This is a genomic window from Streptomyces sp. NPDC003032 (genome assembly GCF_053591415.1).
The window spans coordinates 1-23,886 of sequence record NZ_JBSFTT010000034.1 but is presented as its reverse complement, the minus strand read 5'-3'; the positions used below and the strand labels follow the sequence as shown (position 1 = coordinate 23,886).

Sequence of the window (23,886 nt, the reverse complement as noted above, 5' to 3'; positions counted from 1 at the left end):
GGCTTTCCCTTCTCGTACGAGTCCTGTAGGGGCCTGTGTTCACCAGGCCACCGGCAGCTCTTCCACCCCGTAGTTGGGCGTCCAGGTCCGGTAGCGGACCTCCTCCGGCGGCACGGCGAGCCGGAGTTCGGGGAACCTGTGCAGCAGGGCCGGAAGCCCGATCCGCAGCTCCATCCTGGCCAGCGAAGCGCCCAGGCAGTGGTGGATGCCGTGCCCGAAGGCCATGTGGCCGCTGTTCTCGCGGGTGATGTCGAGGGTGTCCCTCGGCACCCCGGGCAGCTGGGAGCGGTTGACCGCGAGCAGGGAGCACATCACGAGCTCGCCCGTCCTGATCAGCTGCCCGCCGACGCGGAGGTTCTCGCTGGCATAGCGAGGGATGGAGTTCGGTACGGACGAGAGGTAGCGGATCAGTTCGTCCACCGCCCGGTCGATCAGCTCCGGCCGGTCCAGGAGGAGGGCGAGCTGGTCGGGGTACTGGAACAGGGCGAGAGGGGCGAGCCCCAGCATGCCGCCGACGTTCTCGATGCCGGAGCCCATGAGGGTCGCGGCGGTGCCCGTCAGTTCCTCGTCGGTGATGTCCGCGCCGTGGTCACGGATCAGCATGCTGAGCAGGTCGTCTCCGGGAGCGCGGCGCTTCTGCCGGACGAGCCTCCTCATGTACGTCACGAACGCGTTGCCCGCCGACCGCTGCCGCTCCCGCTCGCGGTCGTCGATGCGGTTGCCGAAGTTGGCGACGGCGCGGCTGGAGTTGAAGTTGCGCGCCAGATCGGCCGCGTCGTCGCGGGGCACGCCGAGCAGGGCGCAGCCGACCAGGCCGGGGATGGGCACCGCGAAGGTGCGCATCAGGTCGCCGGGCTGCCCGGCGCTCTCCAGGGCGTCCAGGCAGTCCGACGCGATCTCCGCCACGAAGGGTTCGAGGCGGCGTATCCGCCGGAGCGTGAACTCGGGCGTCAGCATCTTCCGCAGCCGGGTGTGGTCGGGCGGGTCGTACTGGAGGAGATTGCCGACCTCGACCTGGCCCCCGCCGCCGAGCTTGGCCTGCGCGGGCGGCAGCATCTTGAACCTGTTGTCGCCGAGGATCGCCCGCACCTCGTCGTAGCCGGTGGCGAGCCAGTGCCGGCCCGAGAACAGCAGTCCTTCGGCCTCCACCTGCACGATCGGCGTCCGCGCGCTGATGTCCGCCAGTTCGGGCGGGGGTTCGATGCCGTTCCGGCGTATGTGCGCGGCGGTGTTCAGTGGCTTGGACATTCAGAGGTTCCTTTCGCCGTCGGTGTCGTCGGCCCGGAGTTTCGCCGAGACGATGTCCCCGATGTGCGACGACGGCACGGGCTGGAGCATCGTGAAGTGGCTCGCGGCGATCTCGTGCGACTCGACGTCCCCCTCGACGAAGGGCTCCCAGCTCTCGCGGGCGGCCGACGCGGGCCGTTCCGCGGACCGGTCCTCGGCCGCGATGAAGAGCAGCAGGTCGCCTCGGAAGCGGCGTGGCGTGTGGTGCGGGGTGAAGCGGCCCATGTTGTCGATCACGTCGCGCATGTTCGACCGGACGCCTTCGTCCATGCCCTCGCCGACGTCCTGGCTCATCGGCATCCGCCGGTCTCCCGGCTTCGGCGTGAACTCGCCGTCCTGGGCGGCCCCGGGTGACACGTCGCGGTAGTCGGCTCCGCCGGTTCCCTCGGGATAGCCGTCGACCACCGCGAGCAGCCGTACCTCCGCGCCCTCCTCTTCGAGGTGGGTGGCGACCGCATGTGCGATCAATCCGCCCAGGGACCATCCGAGGAGGTGGTAGGGGCCGGTGGGCTGCACGGACCTGATCTGCTCGGCGTAGTCGGCCGCCATCTCCTCCATGCTCCGCGGCATGGGCTCCGGTCCCGCGAGACCGCGCGCCTGTACGCCGTGGACGGGCAGGTCCTGGGGCAGGTGCCGCAGGAGCGCCGCGTAGGCCCAGCTCAGTCCCGTACCGGTGTGGAGGCAGAACAGCGGGGGGCGGCTGCCCGTCGGACGCAGCGGCAGCAGGATCTCCAGGTCGCCGTGGTCCCCGCCGGCGCGGCGGACCGTACGGGCGCCTTGCTTCCCGTCGTCCCTCTTGCCGCGCAGGGCGAGCAGGCCCGTGGCCGTGCGCCTCGCCCGCTCGCCGGTGCGGAGCATGCGCTCTCCGTCGGCGCCGAAGGGACAGGCGACGAACCGTTCACCGGTCGGGCCCGGACCGTCCGCGTACCCGCGCGCCAGGGAGGATCCCGCGACGTACAGGTCGCCGGTGCCGCCCGGCGGGACCGGGCGCAGGAAGTCGTCCAGGACGAAGGCCCGGGTGTGGGGCACCGGGCTGCCCGCGGGCGCCTGGGCGGGGAGAGGTTCGCCGGGCGCGGTCCTGTGGTCGAGCCAGGCGCCGGCGGTCTCGGCCGTGCCGTGGACGCTGGTCAGCGCGGCCATCGGGTGGCGGCCCAGCCAGTCCCGGGTCTCGGTCACGGTGGTCGCTCCGGTGTCGTCCACGACCATGACGCCGGCGAACGGCGGTAGGCCGGCCGCCGGTTCGGGGACCGTCGGCAGCAGCTCGCGGGCGGTGACGAGCAGCGGTGTGCCGTCCGTCGCCGCTGCCGTCGTCATGTCCCCGCTCACGCCGAGCCGGACGCTGCCGCCCTGGCACAGGGTGGAGAGCAGCGGTGTCAGGAGGGCGGAGAGGGGGGCGCGTACGTCGAGCACGGTCATCCCGTGCCCGGCCGGTGAGACGCGCGTCCGGTGCGCCACCTGACCGAGCAGCGTGCGGTGCTCGACGACCGCTCCCGCGACGGAACCGACGGTGCCGTCGGGTGCCGTGGTGTTCAGCACGAGCGCCGCCTGTCCGGGCAGCGGCAGCCGCCCGCTGTTGACCACGACGGTCTTCGTGTCGTCGAGCGGCACCATCGGCACCGTGATGCCGTCGGCGAGCAGCGGGGCCATGGCCGGGTCGCAGACCAGCGCGGCCGGGGTGGCCCGGCGCAGGCCGGAGGCGATGTCCTCCATGGGCCGGTTCGGGTCGGCGAAGAGGCAGGCGGCACCGGCCCTGAGCACACCGAGCAGCGCGACGACGAGTCCGGCCGTGGGCGGCAGCGCCACGAGGACCACGTCCTCCGCGCCGACCCCCTGCTCGGTGAGCCGGCGGGCGAGCCGCCCGGCCGCGGCGTCCAGCGCGCCGTGCGTGAGCGGACCGTTCCGGTCCACCACCGCCGGCGCGTCGGGGCGCAGTGCGGCCTGCTCGGCGAGGAGTGCGACGACGGTGCCGTCCGACACCTCCGCCGCCGTGTCGTCCGCGGCCTCAAGCACCTGGTGGCGCTCGGCCGGGTCGAGGAAGACGTCCACCTCACTGAGGTGCAGCCCCGGGTCGGCCGCGACCTGCTCCAGGACGCGGCCGAGCCGCCGCGCGAGCGCGGTGACGGTGGACCGGTCGAACAGCTCGGCCGCGTAGCGGATGGTGCCGTCTACGCCGTTCAGGCTGCCCCCGGACCCGTGCCGCTCGGTGAGGCCGACCACCAGGTCGAGTTCGCCGGCCGGTTCACCCACCGGCAGGCGGGTGGTGCTCAGGCCCGGCAGCTCCGGCGACTCCCACACCTGGGCGGCGTCACTGTGGAGATCGAGCAGGACCTGGAACAGGGGGTGCCGCGTCGCGGAGGGCGGCGGCGACAGGACGTCCACGAGGCGTGCGAACGGTACGTCCGGATTCTGCACCGCCCGCTGGAAGGTGTCCCGTGCCCGCACGAGGAGCTCGCGGAAGGTGGGGTCGCCGGAGACGTCCGTACGCAGGATCATCGGGCCGGCGAAGGGGCCCACCAGGCCGTCCAGGTCCCCTTCCTCGTCGCGGTGCGGCAGCACGGTGCCGAGGGTGACGTCGGGGCCGGCGCCGAGCGTTGACAGGAGCAGCGTGAGCGCGGCCTGTACGACCGCGAAGAGCGTCGCTCCGTCGGCTTCGGCGGCCTCCATCAGCCGGGCGTGCGTGTCGGTGTCGATGGCCAGCGGCACGGAGTCGGTGCGGTGCGAGGCGACCGGTGGCCGCGGCCTGTCGGCCGGCAGTTCCAGCTCCGCTCCCGCGTCCGCCAGGGCCTTCTTCCAGTAGGAGAACTGCTCGCCGATCAGGCTGTCCGGGTCCTGCTCGTCCTGGAGCATCTCGCGTTCCCAGAGCGCGTAGTCCGCGAACTGCAGGGGCAGCGGAGCGCGTTCGGGGGTCCGTCCCTCCCGTCGTGCTCCGTAGGCCGCCGCCAGGTCACGGACCAGGACGATCAGTGACGCGTCGTCCGTCGCGATGCGGTGCACCACCATCAGCAGGACGTGCTCGGTGTCGGAGAGCGCGAACAGGCGGCTCGTCCACGGCGTCTCCCGGGTGAGGTCGAACTCGTACCCGGCGTGGTCGGCGAGGAGACCCGGCAGCTCCTCCTCGGTCGCCGGCGTCACCGGCAGCGCGGGCCGGGCCGCGTCGACGTCCAGGACGTGCTGGTGCAGCTCGCCGTCCTCGGAGCAGGTGAAGGTCGTACGGAGCAGGTCGTGCCGTGCGGCGACGTCGCCGAGGGCCGCCTGAAGTGCCGCGCGGTCCAGTGTGCCGCGCAGGCGCAGCGCGATCGGGGCCCGCCGGACCGGCGAGCCGGGGTTCTCCCGCTCCAGGCGCCAGGTGCGTGTCTGGCTCGCCGTCGCGGGGATCTCGTCGGGGTGGTCGACCGGCCGCAGCTCCGGCAGCTCCTTCGACGTCAGCAGCCTGGCGACGCCGAGTGGGGTGGAGGAGCCGAAGAAGCGCCGCATGCTCAGCTCGATGCCGAACTCCTCGCGGATCCGCGCGGCGAGCCGCATCGCGAGGCCCGAGTCGCCGCCCAGGTCGAAGAAGTTGTCGTCGATGCCTACGCGTTCGAGGTCCAGGATCTCGGCGAACAGCGCGCAGAGGGTCGCCTGGGTCTCGTTCTCCGGTTCCCGTCCCGAGACCCGACCCGCGAAGTCCGGGACGGGCAGCGCCCTGCGGTTCACCTTGCCGTTGCGTGTGAGCGGCAGCTTCTCCAGAACCACCACCGAGGCGGGGACCATGTACTCCGGCAGGGAGCGGGTCAGGTACTCGCGGACCGCCTCGACGTCCATGTCGACGTTCGTGTCCTTGGCGTCCTTGTCCTTGGCGTCCGGGGTGGTGGGAACGACGTAGCCGACGAGGCGCTTGTCGCCGGGCCGGTCCTCGCGGAGCACCACCACGGCCTGGCGGACCTCCGGATGGGAGGCGAGCACGGCCTCGATCTCGCCCAGCTCGACACGGAATCCGCGGATCTTGACCTGCTCGTCCGCGCGCCCCACGAACAGCAGCTGTCCGTCGGTCGTCCAGCGGGCCAGGTCCCCGGTCCGGTACATCCGTGCGGCGTCACCGAACGGGCAGGCCACGAACCGCTCCGCCGTCAGGTCGCGGCGCCCGACGTAGCCGCGCGCCACACCCGGCCCCGCGATGTACACCTCGCCGGCGACGCCCGGCGGCACCGGGTGGAGGAAGCCGTCGAGGACGTACGTCCCGATGTTGCCCAGCGGGCGGCCGATCGGCGGGGGCCCGTCGTTCGACCTGATCTCCTCGTCCACGGGCCCGGCGGTGGCCATCACGGTCGCCTCGGTGGGGCCGTAGGTGTTCCACACCCGTGCCTGGGGGGTCCAGCGGCTCGCCAGGTCGGCGGTCAGCAGCTCGGCGCCGAGGACCCAGTTGTCCACGCCGGTGACCGCGTCGGGATCCAGCAGGTTCAGCAGCGACGGCACCACGCTCGCCGTGCTGACACCCGAGTCCTGGATCATCTCGGCCAGCGCTCCCGGCTCGGCCCGCTCCTGCCCCGAGGCGATGACCAGCGTGCCGCCGCCCGCCAGGGTGACCGCCACGTCGAGGACCGCCGCGTCGAAGCTGAACGACGCGAACTGCAGGACGGCCACGCCCTCGGCGACGCCCAGTGCGGGCCGCATCACCTCGGCCAGGTTCGCCACGCCGCCGTGCGCCACGGCCACGCCCTTGGGGCGGCCCGTCGAGCCTGATGTGTAGATGACGTAGGCGAGCTGGTGTGGTGTCAGGACAGTGCCGAGCGGTTCGGCGGACTCCGCCGCGAGCGCCTGATCGGTCTCCACCTGGTCGAGCAGGACCGCCCGCGCCGCTCCCGGCGACAGGCCGTCCAGGGTGTCGCCGGAGCCCAGCACGATCTGCGCGCCGCTGTCGTCGAGCACATAGTCCAGACGGTCCGCCGGATACTCCGGGTCGAGCGGTACGAAGGCGCCGCCCGCCTTCCAGACCGCCAGCTCGCCGACGATCATGTCGATCCCGCGCGGCAGGCACAGGCCCACCAGTGACTCACGACGCACACCGAGCCGGGCCAGATGGCGCGCCAGCCGGTTCGCGCGGGCTTCCAACTCCCCGTACGACAGCGCGTCGTCGCCGCACCGCACCGCCACCGCCCCCGGTGAACGCTCCGCCCGCACCCGGACCAGGTCCGGCACCAGCGCGTCCGGTACCGCCACCGCCGACGCGTTCCACCGCTCGGTCACCAGAGACCGCTCGGCGTCGTCCGACAGCTCGATCCGGCCGACGGGAAGCCCGGGGTCCGCGGCCATCTGCCGCAGGGCCCGCACCAGGCGGTCGAGCAGGGCGCGGGCGGCCGGCTCCTCGAAGGCGTCCGACCGGTAGGTGAGCCGCATCCGCAGCCCGCCGAGCGGGTCCACCACGAGCCCGAGCGGGTAGTTGATCGACTCGCGCATCACGGCCTCGGTGAAGCTCAGTCCGGCCGGTGCCGCCTCCCGGGAACCCTCGCCCGACTCCGTCGGCGCGTCCATCCCGGTGGGGAAGCTCTCGAACGCCATGAGGGAGTCGAAGGTCGCCCCCGGCCCGGCGATCCGCTGGACGTCCCCCAGACTCAGATACTGATGGTCCATCAGAGCCGACTGCCTGGCCTGCGTCTCGGCGAGGACCTCGGCGACGGTCCGCGCCGGTTCGCAGCGCACGCGTACGGGCACGGTGTTGATGAACAGGCCCAGCATGTTCTCCATGCCCGGCAGTTCGGCGGGCCGGCCCGCGACGGACGCGCCGAACACCACGTCCTTGCGCCCCGCCAGCTGGCCGATGACCAGCGCCCACGCGGCCTGGACCACCGTGTTCAGCGTCACGTCGTGGGCGCGGGTCAGCTCGCCGAGCGCGGCGTCCAGCGCCTCGCCCGCGACCGCGAAGACCTCGCCCGACGCGCCGGCCGCCTCGACCGTCGCGCCCGGGGTCACGGGCACGACCAGCGTCGGCTCCTCCGCGCCGGACAGCTCCGTCCCCCACGCTTCCTGCGCCGCCTCCTTGTCCTGGCGCCCCAGCCAGGACAGGAACTCGGAGTAGGGGGTCACCGGAGGCAGGCCGTCGGCGGTGCTCCCGGCTTCGTAGCAGGCCCACAGCTCGCGCCGCAGCACCGGCAACGACCAGCCGTCAAGAATGATGTGATGGAGTGTCACCATCATCCGGTACCGCTCGTGGCCCGTCTTGACGAGCAGCACCTTCAGCAGCGGCGGCTTCTCCAGCTCGAAGCCCTTGTCCCGTTCCTCCGCCCCGATCCGGTCCGACTCCTCCTTGGCCGCGTCCGCGTCGAGTTCCGACAGGTCCTCCTCGCGCCACGGCAGGACGACCCGCGGCATGACGATCTGGACGGCCTGGCCGGACCCCGCCACCTGCCGGAAGCCCACCCGCAGGCTCGCGTGCCGGTCGAGGACCGACTGCCAGGAGGCCCTGAGGACTTCGGTGTCCAGCGGCCCTTCAAGGCCTACGATCATCTGCTCCACGTACACGTCCGGACCCTCGTCCGCGAACATCGAGTGGAAGAGCAGGCCTTCCTGGAGCGGCGAGAGCGGCCAGATGTCCGCCAGGCCCGGCGCCGCCTCCTCCAGCTTGTCGACCTGTGACTGAGCGAGCGTGACCAGCGGGAAGTCGGAGGGGGTGTGGCCGCCCGCGGCGGGGTCGGCGGCGTGGGTGGCCAGGCCGGTCAGCATCGCCGCCCAGCTCTCGACCAGGGCGCGCGCCGCCGTCTGAGCCAGGAGGTGTTCCGGGCAGGCCAGGCTCAGCGTGAGCCGCGGTCCCTCAGCGAGGTCGTGGACGACGCCGACCACCTCCAGGGGGTGGGTGACCGGGAGTTGTCCGTCCGCCCGCTCCCCCGCCGTCGCCCGGTCGTCGTCCGCCGGGGCGCCGGGGACGCGGCCCAGGTAGGTGAAGCCGATGCGGGCGGCGGGCAGGGCCGCGAGCTCCTGGGCGGTCTCGGGGTTGAGGTGGCGCAGCAGGCCGTAGCCGAGTCCGTCGCCCGGCACCGCGCGCAGTTGTTCCTTGACGCGCTTGACGACTCCGCCTGCGGCCGGGCCGCCGTTCCGGATCTCGTCGAGGTCGGCCGTGCCCGTGTCGAGCCGCACCGGGTGGGTGCCGGTGAACCAGCCGACGGTGCGCGACAGGTCCATGCCGTCGGAGAGCGGGACCCGGCCGTGGCCCTCCACGTCGACCAGGAAGCCGCCGATCGGTTCGTCGCCGTCGGCGTCGCGCCACTGGGCGACCGCCGCGGCCAGGCCGGTCAGGAGTACGTCGTCGATGCCCGCGTGGAACGCCGCGGGGACGCCGGTCAGCAGGGCCGACGTCACCTCGGCGGGCACGGTCACCGAGACCCGCCGGACCGTGGCGGCCACGTCGCGCGCCGGGTCGGCCGGCACCGCGGTCAGCTGGGGGTCGGGCCCCTGGAGCAGCTGTGTCCACTCGGGCAGCTCCGCCACCCGTGCCGCGCTGCCCGCCTGCTCGGCCAGAGCGCGCGCCCAGTGCCGGAACGACGTGGGGACCGGCTCCAGTTCGGGTTTGCGGGCGGCGGCGAGTGCCGCGCACGCCTGCTCCAGGTCGGGCAGCAGGACCCGCCACGACACCGCGTCCATCACGAGGTGGTCGACGACCAGCAGCAGCCGTCCCTCGGTGTCCGGGCCGAGGTCGAGCCAGACCACCTGCAGCATGACGCCGGACCGCGGATCGAGCCGCGCCACCGCCGCCCGCGTCTGCTCGGCGACCGTCCGCGGCAGGTCTTCGGAGGCCACCGCGGTCGCGTCGAAGCGGCGTACGAGCGTTCCGGCGGGCAGCGCGCCGGGTGCGGCGATCAAAAGCCGCCGTTCCGGTTCCGTCTCGAACCGTGCGCGCAGTACGTCGTGGTGGTCCACGACCGCCTGCACGGCGTCGGCCAGGGTGTCGGACCGCAGCCCTGCCGGGGCCGCCACCACGGCGGACTGGACGACGCGGCCCACCATGTCGGGGCCGACGCGTTCGACCAGTTCGTGCATCACCGGTGTCAGCGGCACGTCTCCGACCCCGGAGTCGCCGACGGCGACGGCCGCGCCGTCCGTCGGAACGGCCACCAGCGCCAGGGCCGCCGGGGTGCGCTGCTCGAAGACCTGCCGAGCGGTGATCCTCAGGCCGGCGCGCCGGGCTCCGGACACCAGCATCATCGACAGGATCGAGTCGCCGCCGAGGGCGAAGAACGAGTCGTCGGCGCCGACCCGGTCGACGCCGAGCGCCTCGGCGAACACCTCGCACAGGAGCGCCTCGACGGGCGTCCCGGCGTCCCGGCCGCCCGCGACGGCCAGCTCGGGCGCGGGCAGGGCGGTCCGGTCGAGCTTGCCGTTCACGGTGAGCGGCAGGGCGTCGAGTGCGACCACGGTGGCCGGGACCATGTACTCGGGGAGCCGGGCGGCCGCGTACGCGCGCAGCGCTTCGGCGTCGATGCCGCCGTCGCCGTCCGCGCCGTCCGCCGCTTCCTGGGTGGGAATGGCGTAGGCGACCAGGCGCTTGTCGCCGGGGCGGTCCTCGCGCGCGACCACCGCCACCTGGGCCACCGACGCGTGCCCGGCGAGCACCGCCTCGACCTCACCCGGCTCCACGCGGAATCCGCGCAGTTTCACCTGGTCGTCGGCGCGCCCGGCGAACACAAGACGGCCGTCGTCCGTCCACCGGGCCAGGTCCCCGGTCCGGTACATCCGTCCGCCGTCGCCGAACGGGCAGGCCACGAACCGCTCCGCCGTCAGGTCGGGCCGCCCGGTGTAGCCCCGTGCCACACCGGGCCCGGCGACATACAGCTCGCCTGTGATCCCGGGCGGCACCGGACGCAGGAAGCCGTCGAGCACGTACGTCCGCATGTTGGCGAGCGGACGCCCGATCGGCGGCGGCTCGTCCTGCGCCCCGATGCCGGAGTCCACCGGTCCGACCGTGGCCATCACGGTCGCCTCGGTGGGTCCGTACGTGTTCCACACGTGTGCCCGTGAGCTCCAGCGTGCGGCCAGGTCGGCGGTGAGCAGCTCGCCGCCGAGCACCCAGTTCCGTACGCCGGGCACGTCGGCCGGGTCCAGGACGCGCAGCACGGACGGCACGACGCTGGCCGCGTCGACGCCCGCCTCGCGGATCATCCCGGTCAGCGCGGCGGGCTCGGTGCGCTCCTCGGCCGACGCGACGGCCAGGGTGCCGCCGGCCGCCAGGGTGACCGCCACGTCGAGGACGGACCCGTCGAAGCTGAACGACGCGAACTGCAGCATGACGGCGCCCTCGTGGAGGCCGAGCGCCGGGCGCATCGCCTCCGCGAGGTTGGCCACGCCGTGGTGCGCGACGGCCACGCCCTTGGGGCGGCCGGTCGATCCGGATGTGTGGATGACGTACGCGAGTTGGTCCGCCAGGACGGTCACGCCCAGCGGCTCGGCGGACCGGTCCGCGATGGCCCGCGCGGTCTCCGGTTCGTCGACGCGCACGGCGCGTGCCGTCCCGACCGGCACTGCGGCCAGCGACTCGCCGGTGCCGAGCACCACGTCCGCGCCGCTGTCCGCGATCACGTGGCCGAGCCGGTCCGCCGGGTACTGAGGGTCGAGCGGGACGAAGGCTCCGCCCGCCTTCCACACCGCAAGCTCCGCCACGACCATGTCGATGCCGCGCGGCAGGCACAGGCCGACCCTGCGTTCGCGGCCGACGCCGAGACCGGCCAGGTGCCGGGCCAGGCGGTTGGCGCGCGCGTCCAGCTCGCCGTACGACACCGCGTCGGCGCCGCACCGCACCGCCACCGTGTCGGGAGAGCCGAGCGCCCACTCCTCGAACGCCGCCACGACGGAGTCCGTCGACGCCGCGTGGCCGGTGGCGTTCCACCGCTCCACCACCCGCGACCGCTCATCCCGGTCCAGGACGTCGATGTCGCCGATCCGCGCCGACGGGTCGGCCGCGACGCGCTCCAGGACCCGGAGGAACCGCTGGACGATCGTCTCCGCGGTGGCGTGGTCGAACAGGTCCGGCCGGTAGTCCAGTTTGAACCGCATCCGGTCGCCGCCGGGGACGGCGACCAGCGTCAGCGGGTAGTGGGAGGCATCGCGCGACGCCCCCGCCGGGCTGAGGGAGACGGTGTCGGGGCCGGGGGCGGGCCCGGCGGGCGGCAGCGGGTAGTTCTCGTACAGCACGAGGGTGTCGAAGACGGCCGCGGCCCCCGCGAGCTTCTGGACTTCGGCGAGCCCCACGTGCTGGTGGGCGATGAGTGCGGACTGGCGCTCCTGGAGCCGCGTCAGCATCTGGTCCACCGACTGCCCGCCGTCGAGGCGCACGCGCACCGGCAGCGTGTTGATGAACAGGCCGACCATCGACTCCACCCCGGGCAGTTCGGCGGGCCGTCCCGCGACGGTCGCGCCGAACACCACGTCCGTACGCCCCGCGAGCCGCGCCAGGACCAGCGCCCAGGCCCCCTGCACGACCGTGTTGAGCGTCAGGCCCTTGCCGCGGGCCAACTCGGCGAGGGAGTCGGTGAGTTCCTTCGAAGCGGACAGGTGGACCTGGTCGGGCAGCAGAGGGGTGCGGCCGGGGTCGGCCGGTGCCACGAGCGTCGAGCCGTCGACGCCGGCCAGCTCCGCCCGCCACGCGGCCGAGGCCGCCTCCTTGTCCTGGCGGCCCAGCCAGGCCACGTACTCGCCGTACGGCGCCACGCGTTCGAGCGCGGAGGTGTCACCGCCCGCCGCGTACGCCGCCGACAGCTCACCCAGCAGAACGGGCATCGACCAGCCGTCCAGGAGGATGTGATGGAGCGTCATGACAAGGCGGTGCCGGTTCTCGCCGAGCCTGACCAGCAGGAGCCGCAGCAGTGGCGGGACCGCGAGGTCGAAGCGCTCCGCCCGCTCCCGCGCCGAGAGCCGGTCGATCTCCGTAAGGGCCTCGGCCTCCGTGAGGCCGGAGACGTCCGCCTCCTGCCAGGGCAGCACGACCTCGCGCGGGATGACCTGCACCATGTGCGCTCCGGTGACCGGCCTGAAGCAGGCCCGCAGAGCGGCGTGCCGGGTCAGCAGGGCCTCCCACGAAGCCCGCAGCCGATCCGGGTCCAGGGGGCCGTTGACGTCCACCGCCGACTGCACGGTGTAGACGTCCGGACCCCGGTCGTCGAAGGAGGCGTGGAAGAGCATCCCCTCCTGCAACGGCGAGAGGGGCCACACATCCTCGACGAGGGATCGGGGTCGGGTCATCGGTCTGTCTCCTCACAACGGCTTGTGCCTGACGGTTACGGCTTCTCGCCGGCGAATCCGGCTTCGAGTTCGTCGATCTGGTGTTGTGCGAGGTCGAGGAGGTGGAAGTCGGACGGGGTGTGTCCGCCTGCCGTGGGGTCGGCGGTGTGGGCGGCGAGGCCGTCCAGCATCTTCAGCCAGGTGCCCCCGAGCCGCTGCGCGTCGGCCTCCTCCAGCAGCCGGCTCGCCCAGCTCAGGGTGATCGTCAGTTCGGGCCCGTCGGGGGTGTCCCGGACCACCGCGCCCGCGTCCATCACATGTGTGGCGGGCATGCCCGGGTCGACCGAGCCGCCGATCGCTGTCTCGCCGGCCAGATGCCACGGCCCGACCGGGCCCGTGCCGCCGCCCGCCGCGAACCGGCCCAGGTAGTTGAAGCCGATCTGCGCGGTCGGCGCGGCCTGGAGGACCGGCCCCGCGAGGGGGTTCAGATGACGCAGCAGCTCGTGACCGAGGCCGTCGCCGGGCACCGCACGAGCCTGTTCCTTGACGGCCTTCACCAAGCTACCGGCAGCCCTGCCACCGGCCATAGCGCCGTCCAACTGCGCACCGCTCACGTCGAGGCGCACCGGTCGCACGCTGGTGAACCAGCCGACCGTCCGCAGCAGATCCACGCCTTCCAGGGGTTCGCGGCCGTGTCCCTCGATGTCGACGAGGAGCGCCGCCGCGTTGCCCGGCCGCCAGTGCCCGACGGCGCCCGCCAAGGCGGCGAGGAGCACGTCGTCGACTCCGCAGTGGAAGGCGACGGGGGCCCGGCCCACGAGGGTGGCCGCCTGCTCCTGCGGGACCACCCACGTGCGGTGGAGCAGGGTGCGTACGGTGTCGACGTCCCGGTCCAACTCGCGCTGTCCAAGAGCGGGTTGTGGTTTGCCGAGCAGGGCAAGCCAGTCGTCCAGCTCGGCGGTCCGCTCCTCGCCGGTCGCCTGCGCCGCGAGGAGTTCCGCCCAGCGCCGGAACGACGTCCCCACCGGTTCAAGCTCCGGTGCGCGCCCGGCGGCCGCCGCCTCGCAGGCGGCCCGCAGGTCCGGCACGAGCACGCGCCAGGACACTCCGTCCACCACCAAGTGGTGCACCACGAACACGACGCGCCCCGTGCGCCCGGGGCCCGCGTCGACCCAGACGGCCCGCGCGAGCACGCCGGACGCCGGGTCGAGGCGCTCCACGGCCTCGCGCGCCGCCCGTCCCGCGATCTCGTCCAGGTCCGCGTCGGTGTCCGCGTGCGTCGCGTCCACGCGCGTGACCAGGCTCCCGGCGTCGACCGATCCCCGCTCGCCGACGACGAGCTTCGGCTCGCCGGGGACCGTGCGGGCCCGCAGCATGTCGTGGGTGTCGAGTACGGCGCCGAGACCGGCCGCCAGTGTCTCCAGGCCGAGCCCGGCGGGGGCGCCGAGGACCATCCACTGCGCGAACCCGGGGCGCGCGGCCCGCTCCCCCAGCGCCCGCATCACCGGCGTCCACGGCACCTCGCCGACGCCCACGTCGTCGACGGCCGCCTCGGGCTCGGCGGCCTGCGCCACCTGTGCGAGACGCTCGGGGGTCTTCTCCTCGAAGACCTGGCGCGATGTGAGCAGGAGCCCTGCCCTGCGCGCCCGGGACGCGAGCTGCATCGACATGATCGAGTCGCCGCCCAGCTCGAAGAAGCCGTCCGCGACACCGACCATCTCCAGGCCGAGCACCTCGGCGAACAGTTCGCACAGGACCCGCTCGGTCTCCGTGCGCGGCCCCCCGTCCGTGACCCGCTCGGCGAAGTCGGGGGCGGGCAGCGCGGCCCGGTCCACCTTGCCGTTGGGGGTCAGCGGCAGCCGGTCGAGCGGCACGAACACCGTCGGCACCATGTGGTCCGGCAGTCGCTCCCGCGCGTACGAGGGGAGCGCGTCGACCGCGCCACCGACCGCACCGGCGGCCGCACCGGCGGCCGCACCGGCGGCCGGCTCGTCGCCGCTTTCCCGCGCGGGGTCCCCGACGGCGTACATGACGACGTACGCGACGAGGCGGCTGCCGTCGGCGTGGTCCTTGCGCGCGACGACCGCGGCCTGCACGACGTCCGGGTGAGCGGTCAGGACCGCTTCGATCTCGCCGGGCTCGATCCGGTGTCCGCGGACCTTGATCTGGTCGTCGGCGCGGCCGACGAAGAGCAGTTCGCCCTCGCTCGTCCACCGCGCGACGTCCCCGGTGCGGTACATCCGCTCGCCCGCGCCGAACGGGCAGGCCACGAACCGCTCCGCCGACAGCGCCGCCCGCCCCAGATAGCCGCGCGCGAGCCCGGCACCGGCGACGTACAGCTCACCGGCCACGCCGGGCGGCGCGGGCAGCAGGAACTCGTCCAGGACGTACACCCGTACGCCGTCCATCGGGCGACCCATGGGCACCATGTCGCGGCCCGGCGACAGCGGCTCGCTCATCGCCGCGCAGACCGTCGTCTCCGTGGGTCCGTACGCGTTCACCATCCGCCGCCCCGGCGACCACCGGTCCACGAGTCCCGGCGCGCACGCCTCGCCCGCCACGACCAGGGTCTCCAGCGTCCGGGGCAGTTCCTCCTCGGCCGCGAGGACGCTCGGCGGCACCGTCACATGGCTCGCTCGCGCCCGGCGCACGGCCTCGTCGAGCGACACGCGCGGCGGCAGTTCGTCCGGGTCCGCCACCACCAGTGACGCGCCGGACAGGAGTGCCATGCAGAGTTCGGAGACGGCCGCGTCGAAGCTCAGCGACGCGAACTGCAGCACCCGCGAGTCCACCCGCACGCCGAAACGGTCGATCTGCGCCCGCGCGAGGTTGCCGAGTCCCGCGTGGGTGACCACGACGCCCTTCGGGGTCCCCGTCGACCCCGATGTGTAGATGACGTACGCGGCGTTGGCCGCCCCCGGGCGCACCGGCCGCTCCTCGTCCCGGACCGGGCCGCCCGCGCACCGCCGCACCTCGTCCGCCACGCGCGGGTCGTCCGTCACCACGACCCGGCCGGGGAACCCGGCGGGCACCGCGCCCCGCGACCGTTCGGTGCAGAGCACCACCGCCGGGGCCGCGTCGGCCAGCACGTACGCGATGCGCTCCGCCGGGTAGCCCGCGTCCACCGGGACGAACACGCCACCGGCCATCGACACCGCGAGGAGCGAGCGCACCATGGCCGCCGACCGCTCCCCGACCACGGCCACCCGGCACTCCGGGCCGACCCCGGCCCGCGCCAGATACCGCGCGAGCCGCCCGGCGTCCTCCGCCAACTCCGCGTAGGCCAGCGTCTGTTCGCCGGAAACGAGCGCCACCGCGTCAGGTGTCCGCCGCGCCTGCCGCGCGAACAGTTCGGGCAGCGGCGCCGGCGCCGCGTCGGCCGCCGGCCCGCGCGTCCCGTTCCACTCCCGTACGACGAGGTCGCGTCCGGCGGCGGCCACGGCGTCCACGCGGCCCACGGGCGCCGACGGGTCCGCGACCAGCTGTTCGAGGATCCGCACCAGTGACGCGACCAGGCTCTCGGCACGGGCGCGGTCGCACACGTCCGGCCGGTACACGAAGTCGCCGTGCATGCGCTCCCCGGGTGACACGACGAAGGTCAGCGGGTAGTGGCCCATGTCCTGCGGGGCCCCGTCGGGGCGGATGCGCAGGGAGCCGGGGGCCTTCGCCGCGGCGGGCGGGTGGGGGTAGTTCTCGTAGACGACGAGCGTGTCGAAGACCGCGCCGGGACCCGCGAGTTGACGAACGTCGGACAGCCCCATGTGCTGATGGGCCATCAGAGCGACCTGCCGCTCCTGCAGTTCATGGAGCATCTCGGCGGCCGGCTGTCCGGCCTTCAGGGGCACGCGTACGGGCAGGGTGTTGATGAACAGGCCGATCGCGGACTCCGCGCCGGGCAGATCCGGGGGCCGGCCCGCCACGGTGGCGCCGAACACCACGTCCGTACGCCCGGCGAGCCGCGCCAGGAGCAGCGCCCACGCGCCCTGCACCACGGTGTTGACCGTGAGGCCGTGGCTGCGGGCCAGCGCCGCGACGCCGTGCGACACGTCCTCCGAGAACGCGAACCGGATCCGGTCCGGCACGACCGGCACCCGCACGGAGTCCGCGGGCACCACCAGCGTCGGCTCGTCGAGACCGGCCAACTCCGCCCGCCAGGCATCCCGAGCCACCTCCTTGTCCTGCCGACGCAGCCACGCCAGGTAGTCGCGGTAGGAGGTCGCCGGCGGCAGGTTCGATGTCGAGTGCGGCGGCAGGTTCGAGGGTGAGTGCGGTGACAGGTTCGAGGGTGAGTGCGGCGGCAGGCCCGATGTCGGGTGCGGCGGCAGGTCCGACGGTGAGTCCGACGGCAGGCCCGACGCCGAGCCCGACGGCAGGCCCGACGGCAAGTCCGACGCCGAGCCCGACGGCAGGCCCGACGGCAAGTCCGACGCCGAGCCCGACGGCAAGTCCGACGCCGAGCCCGACGGCAAGTCCGACGTCGAGCCCGACGTCGAGCCCGACGCCGAGCCCGGCGGCAGGTTCGCCCGGAGGGCCCGCGTATCGTCGCCGGCGGTGTGCGGCTCGTACGCCGCCTGGAGGTCTCCGATGAGGACCGGCAGGGACCAGCCGTCCATCGTGATGTGGTGGCTGGTGATGACCAGTCGGTGCAGGTTCTCGCCGAGGCGGATGAGGAGCAGCCGCAGCAGCGGGGCCCGCGTCACGTCGATCCGTTCCGCCCGCTCGTCCTCGGCCAGGCGCCGGGCCTCGGCCAGTGCCGCGTCCGCCGTGAGACCGCTCACGTCGGCTTCCCGCCACGGCAGTTCGACGTCCCGTGCCACGACCTGAACGGCTTCGCCCGACGCGAGGCGATGGAAGCTCGCCCGCAGGATCGGATGCCTGCGCAGGACCGTCTCCCATGCCGCGCGCAGCCGGCCCGCGTCCAGCGCCCCTTCCAGCGCCAGGGACCGCTGGCCCTCGTAGACATCCGGCGCGGCCTCGTCGAAGGTGGCGTGGAAGAGCATGCCGGACTGCAACGGCGACAGCGGCCATACATCGGTCAGGCTCGGGACCGCCGACTCCAGCTCCTCGACGCCGTCCTGCGACAGGATGTCCAGGAGGGGGAAGTCGGAGGGGGTGTGTCCGCCGGCGCCGGGTTCGGCGGTGTGCGCGGCCAGGCCGCCGAGCAGCTCGGTCCAGGTCCGGCCCAGCCGCTCGGCCTCGGCCTCCGTCACCAGCAGGCCGGGCCAGCTCAGGGTGATCGTCAGCTCGGGCCCCTCCGGGGTGTCCCGCACCGCCGCCACCGCTTCGACGACGTGGGTGGCGGGCATGTCGGGGTCGACGGAGCCGCCGATCGCGGTCTCACCGGCCGGCTGCCAGGGAGCGGCCGCATCGGGGGCGGTGCCAGTGCCGCTGCCGGCGAAGCGGCCTAGGTAGTTGAAGCCGATCTGCGGGCTGGGCGCGGCTTCGAGGACCGGGCCGGTGTCGGGGTTGAGGTGACGCAGCAGTCCGTGGCCGAGGCCGTCGCCGGGCACCGCACGCGCCTGCTCCTTGACCGCCTTCAGCAGCGCACCGGCGGCGGGGCCACCGGCCTGCGCCTGGATGAGATCCACCCCCGACGTGCTCAGTCGCACCGGGCGGGCACTGGTGAACCAGCCCACCGTACGCGACAGGTCCACGCCGTCCAGCGGTTCACGGCCGTGTCCTTCGATGTCGACCAGCAGCCCTGAGGCGGCACTCGGCCGCCACCGCGCGACCGCGCCCGCCAGCGCGGCCAGCAGTACGTCGTCCACACCGCAGTGGAAGGCGGCCGGGGCCCGGCCCACCAGCGCGGCCGACTGCTCCGGCGGCACCACCCACGACGTGCGCCGCAGGGTCCGCGCGGTGTCCACCTCGGGGTCCAACCGGCGTTTCCCCAAAGGCGCTTGGGCCTCTCCCAGCAGGGCCAGCCAGTCGTCCAGTTCGGCGACCCGCTGCTCGTCGGTGGCCTGCGCGGACAGCAGCTCCGCCCAACGGCGGAACGACGTGCCCACCGGGTCGAGCACCGGTGCGCGTCCGGCGGCCACCGCCTCGCACGCGGCCCGGAGGTCGGGGAGCAGCACCCGCCAGGACACTCCGTCCACGGCCAAGTGGTGGGCGACCAGTACCAGTTGACCTGGCCGGTCCGGTCCGGCGTCCACCCACACCGCGCGCACCATCACGCCGGAGGCCGGGTCGAGGCGCCCCGCTGCCTCCCGCGCCGCCCGCTCCGCGACTTCGGCGACCTCGCCGGCCGCCGCTTCGACACGGGACACCAGCGTCGACGCGTCCACCGACCCCGGTTCGCCGACGATGAGCCTCGGCTCGCCGGGGACCGTGCGGGCCCGCAACATGTCGTGGGTGTCGAGTACGGCGCCGAGACCGGCCACCAGTGTCTCCAGGCCGAGCCCGGCGGGGGCGCCGAGGACCATCCACTGCGCGAACCCGGCACCCGTGGCGCGGTCGCCGAACGCCCGCATCACCGGCGTCCACGGCACCTCGCCGACACCCACGTCGACCGTCGTGGCCTCCTGCCCGACCGCCGCCACGACCTGCGCGAGCCGCTCCGGCGTCTTCCCCTCGAAGACCTGCCGGGGCGTCAGCACCAGGCCCGCCTGCCGCGCCCGGGAGGCGAGCTGCATCGAGCTGATCGAGTCGCCGCCCAGCTCGAAGAAGCCGTCCTCCGCGCCGACCTGTTCCAGGCCCAGCACCTCGGCGAAGAGGGCACACAGGGTCCGCTCGGTCTCGGTGCGCGGCTCCCGCCCGGTCGTCCGGGCTGCGAAGTCCGGCGCGGGGAGCGCGCCGCGGTCCACCTTGCCGTTGACGGTCAGCGGCAGCGCGTCCAGGCAGACGACTGCCGCCGGGACCATGTACTCCGGCAGCCGGTCGGCGACGTACGCACGTAGCTGCCTCGGATCGGCGTCCTGCACGTCCGCGTCCGCATTCGTGTCCGTGTCCGTGTCCGTGACCACGTAGCCGATCAGCCGCTTGTCGCCGGGACCGTCCTGGCGGGCCACCACCACGGCCTGGGCGACCGCCGGGTGTGCGGCCAGGACCGCCTCGACCTCGCCCAGCTCCACGCGGTACCCACGGACCTTGACCTGCTCGTCCGCACGCCCCGCGAACAACAACTCGCCCTCGGTCGTCCACCGGGCCAGGTCGCCCGTCCGGTACATCCGGCCCGTGCCGCCCGGGATCCGGAAGGGACTGGCCACGAACCGCTGTGCCGTCAGGTCCGGCCGATGGAGGTACCCGCGTGCCAGGCCAGGACCCACGACGTACAGTTCGCCGACCGTACCGGGGGCGACCGGCTGCAGGAAGTCGTCCAGGACGTAGGCCCGGCTGTTGATGAGCGGACGGCCGACCGGCACGGGGCCTTCGGCCGCATGGCCCTTCGCCGCCGGGCCCTTCGCCGCCGGGCGCAGCGGCTCGCTCATCGCGGCGCAGACGGTCACCTCCGTCGGGCCGTACGCGTTGACGAGGCGGCGGTCCGACCAGCGCTCGGCCAGCCACGGCGGGCACTCCTCACCGGCCACGATCAGCGTTTCCACGGTGTCCGGCAGCGCGTCCACCGTCGCGAGGACCGACGGCGGCACCGTCATGTGCGTCACCCCGAACTCGGCGGCGACGTCCGCGAGCGAGCCGTGCGGGGGCAGCCTGTCCCCGGCCGCCACCACGAGCGCCGCGCCGGAGAGCAGCGCCATGCACATCTCGGAGACCGCGGCGTCGAAGCTCCAGGACGCCAGTTGCAGGACGCGTGAGTCCGGTCGTACGGCGAACCGCTCGATCTGGCCGGCCGCCAGATTGCCGATGCCGCCGTGGGTGACCACGACGCCCTTCGGCGCTCCCGTCGAACCGGACGTGTAGATCACATACGCCGGGTCGGCGACGCGGCCCCTGCTGTTCTCGGCCTGGTGCGTCCTTTTCGTGGGAGTGGGGGGCGCGGTCGGCTCGGCGGGCACGGTGGGCGCCGCGGGGGCGTCGTGTGCCCACCGGGGCACGCCCGACGGGATCGTCGGTTCGGTCGTGGCCGTGCAGACCACGAGCGCGGGGGCGGCGTCGGCCAGCACGTGTGCGATCCGCTCCGTGGGATACGCCGGGTCCACCGGCACGAAGGCCGCTCCGGCCTTGGCCACGCCCAGCAGGACCGCGACCACGTCGGCCGACCGTTCCATCACGACGCCGACCAGGTCCCCGCGGCGCACCCCGCGCCCCAGCAATCCGTGCGCCACGCGGTCGGCGGCCCGGTCCAGCTCGGCGTACGACCACCGCCGGTCCGCCGCGAGCACGGCCATCGCGTCCGGGGAGCGGCGCGCCTGCGCCTCGAACAGTTCCCCCAGCGTGCCGGTGGGGACAGGCCGGTCGGTGGCGTTCCACCGCTCGACCACCGAGACGCGCTCGGCCGTCTCCAGTACGTCGATGTCGCCGACCCTGAGCGCCGGATCCGCCGCGAGCCGGTCCAGGACGCGCGCCAGCTGCCTGCCGATCTGGAGGACCCGACGCTCCTCGAACACGTCCGGCCGGTAGGTCAGGCGGACTCCTAGGCGGTCGTCGGGGACGACGCCGACGGCCAGCGGATAGTGGGTCCCGAGCCGGCTGCCCACCTGGGCGATCGCGACTCCCCCGCCGTCCTCATGGGAGGAATCGGATCCGCGCCCGGGGCCGGAGAGCAGCGGCGCGTTCCGCGGGTAGTTCTCGAACATCAGCATGGTGTCGAAGGTCGCGCCCGCCCCGCCGACGGCCTGGATCTCCGTCAGACCGGTGTGCTGATGCGCCATCAGCGCGGTCTGGCGCTCCTGCAGCCGCGTCAGCATCGCGAGCACCGGCTCCCGGGCGTCGAGTCGTACCCGCACCGGCAGGGTGTTGATGAACAGGCCGATCATCGACTCGACGCCGGGGATCTCGGGGGGCCGCCCGGCCACGGTGGTGCCGAACACCACGTCCGTGCGCCGGGCGAGCCGCGCGAGGACCAGCGCCCACGCACCCTGGAGCACCGTGTTCACGGTCAGTCCCCGCGCGCGGGCCAGTTCGGTGACGGCGCGCGTCGTCTTCCTGGAGAGGCGCAGTGAGCGTTCCTCGGGCAGGACGAGCGCGCCGCCCAGGTCCGCCGGGGCGACGAGGGTCGGCTCGTCGGCCCCCGCGAGCTCGGCCCGCCATGCGTCGCGGGCGGCCTCCTTGTCCTGCCGGTCGAGCCACGCCAGGTAGTCCCCGTACGAGGCCGCCCGCGTAGGTACGGGGGCGTCGCCGTCACCCGCGTACGCCTCGGACACCTCGCTCAGCAGGACCGGTGTCGACCAGCCGTCCGCCACGATGTGGTGGCTGGTGACGACCAGGTGGTGCCGCTCCTTGCCGAGGCGGATCAGGAGCAGCCGCAGGAGCGGTGCCGCCGACAGGTCGAGGCGCTCCGCCGCGTCGCACGCGGCGAGCCGCTCCGCCTCGGCGACGGCCTCGGCCTCCGTACGGTCCGACAGGTCGACCTCGCGCCAGGGGAGTTCCACGTCGCGCGCCACGACCTGAACGGCCTCGCCCGACGCCAGGCGGTGGAAGCTCGCCCGCAGCGCGTCATGCCGCGCCAGCAGCTGCTGCCACGACGCGCGCAGCCGGTCCGCGTCCAGCGGCCCGTCCACGGCGAGCACGCGCTGGCTCTGGTACGCGTCCGGGCCGTCGCCGTCGAAGGCGGCGTGGAACAGCATGCCTTCCTGTAGCGGCGACAACGGCCATACGTCGGTCAGGCCGGGGACCATCGACTCCAGCCGTTCGACGCCGTCCTGCGACAGGGTGTCCAGGAGAGGGAAGTCGGAGGGCGTGTGTCCGCCGGCGCCGGGGGCGGTGGTGTGCGCGGCCAGCCCGCCGAGCATCGCCACCCAGTCGCTGCCGAGCTGCTCGACCTGCGCTTCCTCCAGCAGGTCGCCGGGCCAGCTCAGCCTGATCTCCAGTTCGGGGCCGTCCGCGGTGTCCCGGACGGTGACGTTCGCCTCCAGCGCGTGCGGCAGGGGCATGTCGGGGTCGACGGAGCCGCCGATCGCGGTCTCACCGGCTGTCTGCCAGGGAGCCACCGCATCGGGGGCGGTGCCAGTGCCGCTGCCGGCGGCGGCGAAGCGGCCGAGGTAGTTGAAGCCGATCTGCGGGGTGGGCGCGGCTTCGAGGACCGGGCCGGTGTCGGGGTTGAGGTGACGCAGCAGTCCGTGGCCGAGGCCGTCGCCGGGCACCGCACGCGCCTGCTCCTTGACCGCCTTCAGCAGCGCACCGGCGGCGGGGCCACCGATCAGGGCCTGGGCGAGATCCACCCCCGACGTGCTCAGTCGGACGGGGCGGGCACTGGTGAACCAGCCCACCGTGCGCGACAGATCCACACCGTCCAGCGGCTCACGGCCGTGTCCTTCGATGTCGACCAGCACATCAGCGTGGGCGTCGGTGCCGGTTCCGACGTCGGTGCCGGTGCCGGTGCCGGTGCCGGTGCCGATGGCCGTGTCAGTGTCGGTGGCCGTGTCAGTGTCGGTGGCTTTGTGGCGGCGCGCGACCGCACCCGCCAGGGTGGAGAGCAGGATGTCGTCGACGCCGCAGTGGTACGCGGTCGGCGTGCGGCCCACCAGCGTGGCCGCCTGCTCCGGCGGCACCACCCAGGAGCGCTGGCGCAGGGTCCGGGCGGTGTCGACCGCCGGGTCCAACGGCCGTTCCCCCAGGGTGGGTTGACCCTCACCGAGGAGCGTCAGCCAGTCCGCGAGCTCGCCGCCCCGCTGCTCGCCGGTGGCCTGCGCGGACAGCAGCTCCGCCCAGCGGCGGAACGACGTCCCCACCGGGTCCAGCCGCGGCCTGCGCCCGGCGGCCACCGCCTCGCACGCGTCCCGCAGGTCCGGGACAAGCACCCGCCAGGACACCCCGTCCACCACCAAGTGGTGTGCCACGAACACCAGTCGGCCCACTCGCCCCGGTCCGGCGTCCACCCACACCGCCCGGGTCATCGCCCCGGAGGCCGGGTCGAGCCTCTCCGAGGCGTCCTGCGCCGCACGTCCCGCCATCTCGTCCAAGGCGTCGTCCGACACGTGCACCGCGTCCACGCGCGAGACCAGCTCCCCCGCATCGACCGAACCTCGTTCGCCCACCCGCAACGTCGGCTCGCCGGGGATCGTGCGCGCCCGCAGCATGTCGTGGGTGTCGAGCACGGCATCAAGACCGGCCGTCAGAACGTCGATCCCGAGCCCGGCCGGGGCACCGACCACCACCCACTGCGCGAACCCGGGCCGCGCGGCCCGCTCACCCAACGCCCGCATCACCGGCGTCCACGGCACCTCGCCGACACCGTCGTCGTGCGCCGTGACCGTCTTCCCCGCGACCTCCGCCACCGCGGCGAGGCGCTCCGGGGTCCTCTCCTCGAAGACCTGCCGGGGCGTCACCACCAGGCCGGAACGGCGGGCCCGCGACGCC

3 protein-coding genes are annotated in these 23,886 nt (G+C 73.9%); all 3 read right to left on the bottom strand.

Features of this window, described 5'->3' with window-relative positions:
• Positions 1–39: 39 nt before the first annotated feature.
• Entirely contained in the window at positions 40–1,248 is a 1,209-nt protein-coding gene (locus ACWDZ7_RS34225) for a cytochrome P450 (protein ID WP_451802438.1), read from the bottom strand.
• Positions 1,249–12,489 (bottom strand): amino acid adenylation domain-containing protein, encoded by an 11,241-nt coding sequence (locus ACWDZ7_RS34220; RefSeq protein ID WP_451802436.1) that lies wholly within the window; start codon positions 12,487–12,489, stop codon positions 1,249–1,251.
• Between the two features lie 35 nt (positions 12,490–12,524).
• Positions 12,525–23,886 (bottom strand): amino acid adenylation domain-containing protein (locus ACWDZ7_RS34215; protein ID WP_451802435.1); only part of this gene is annotated, 11,362 nt, incomplete at its 5' end.

Coding starts and splice junctions, on each gene's coding strand:
- ACWDZ7_RS34220 (WP_451802436.1), bottom strand. CDS start 12,489: ATGACCCGACCCCGATCCCTCGTCGAGGATGTGTGGCCCCTCTCGCCG.
- ACWDZ7_RS34225 (WP_451802438.1), bottom strand. CDS start 1,248: ATGTCCAAGCCACTGAACACCGCCGCGCACATACGCCGGAACGGCATC.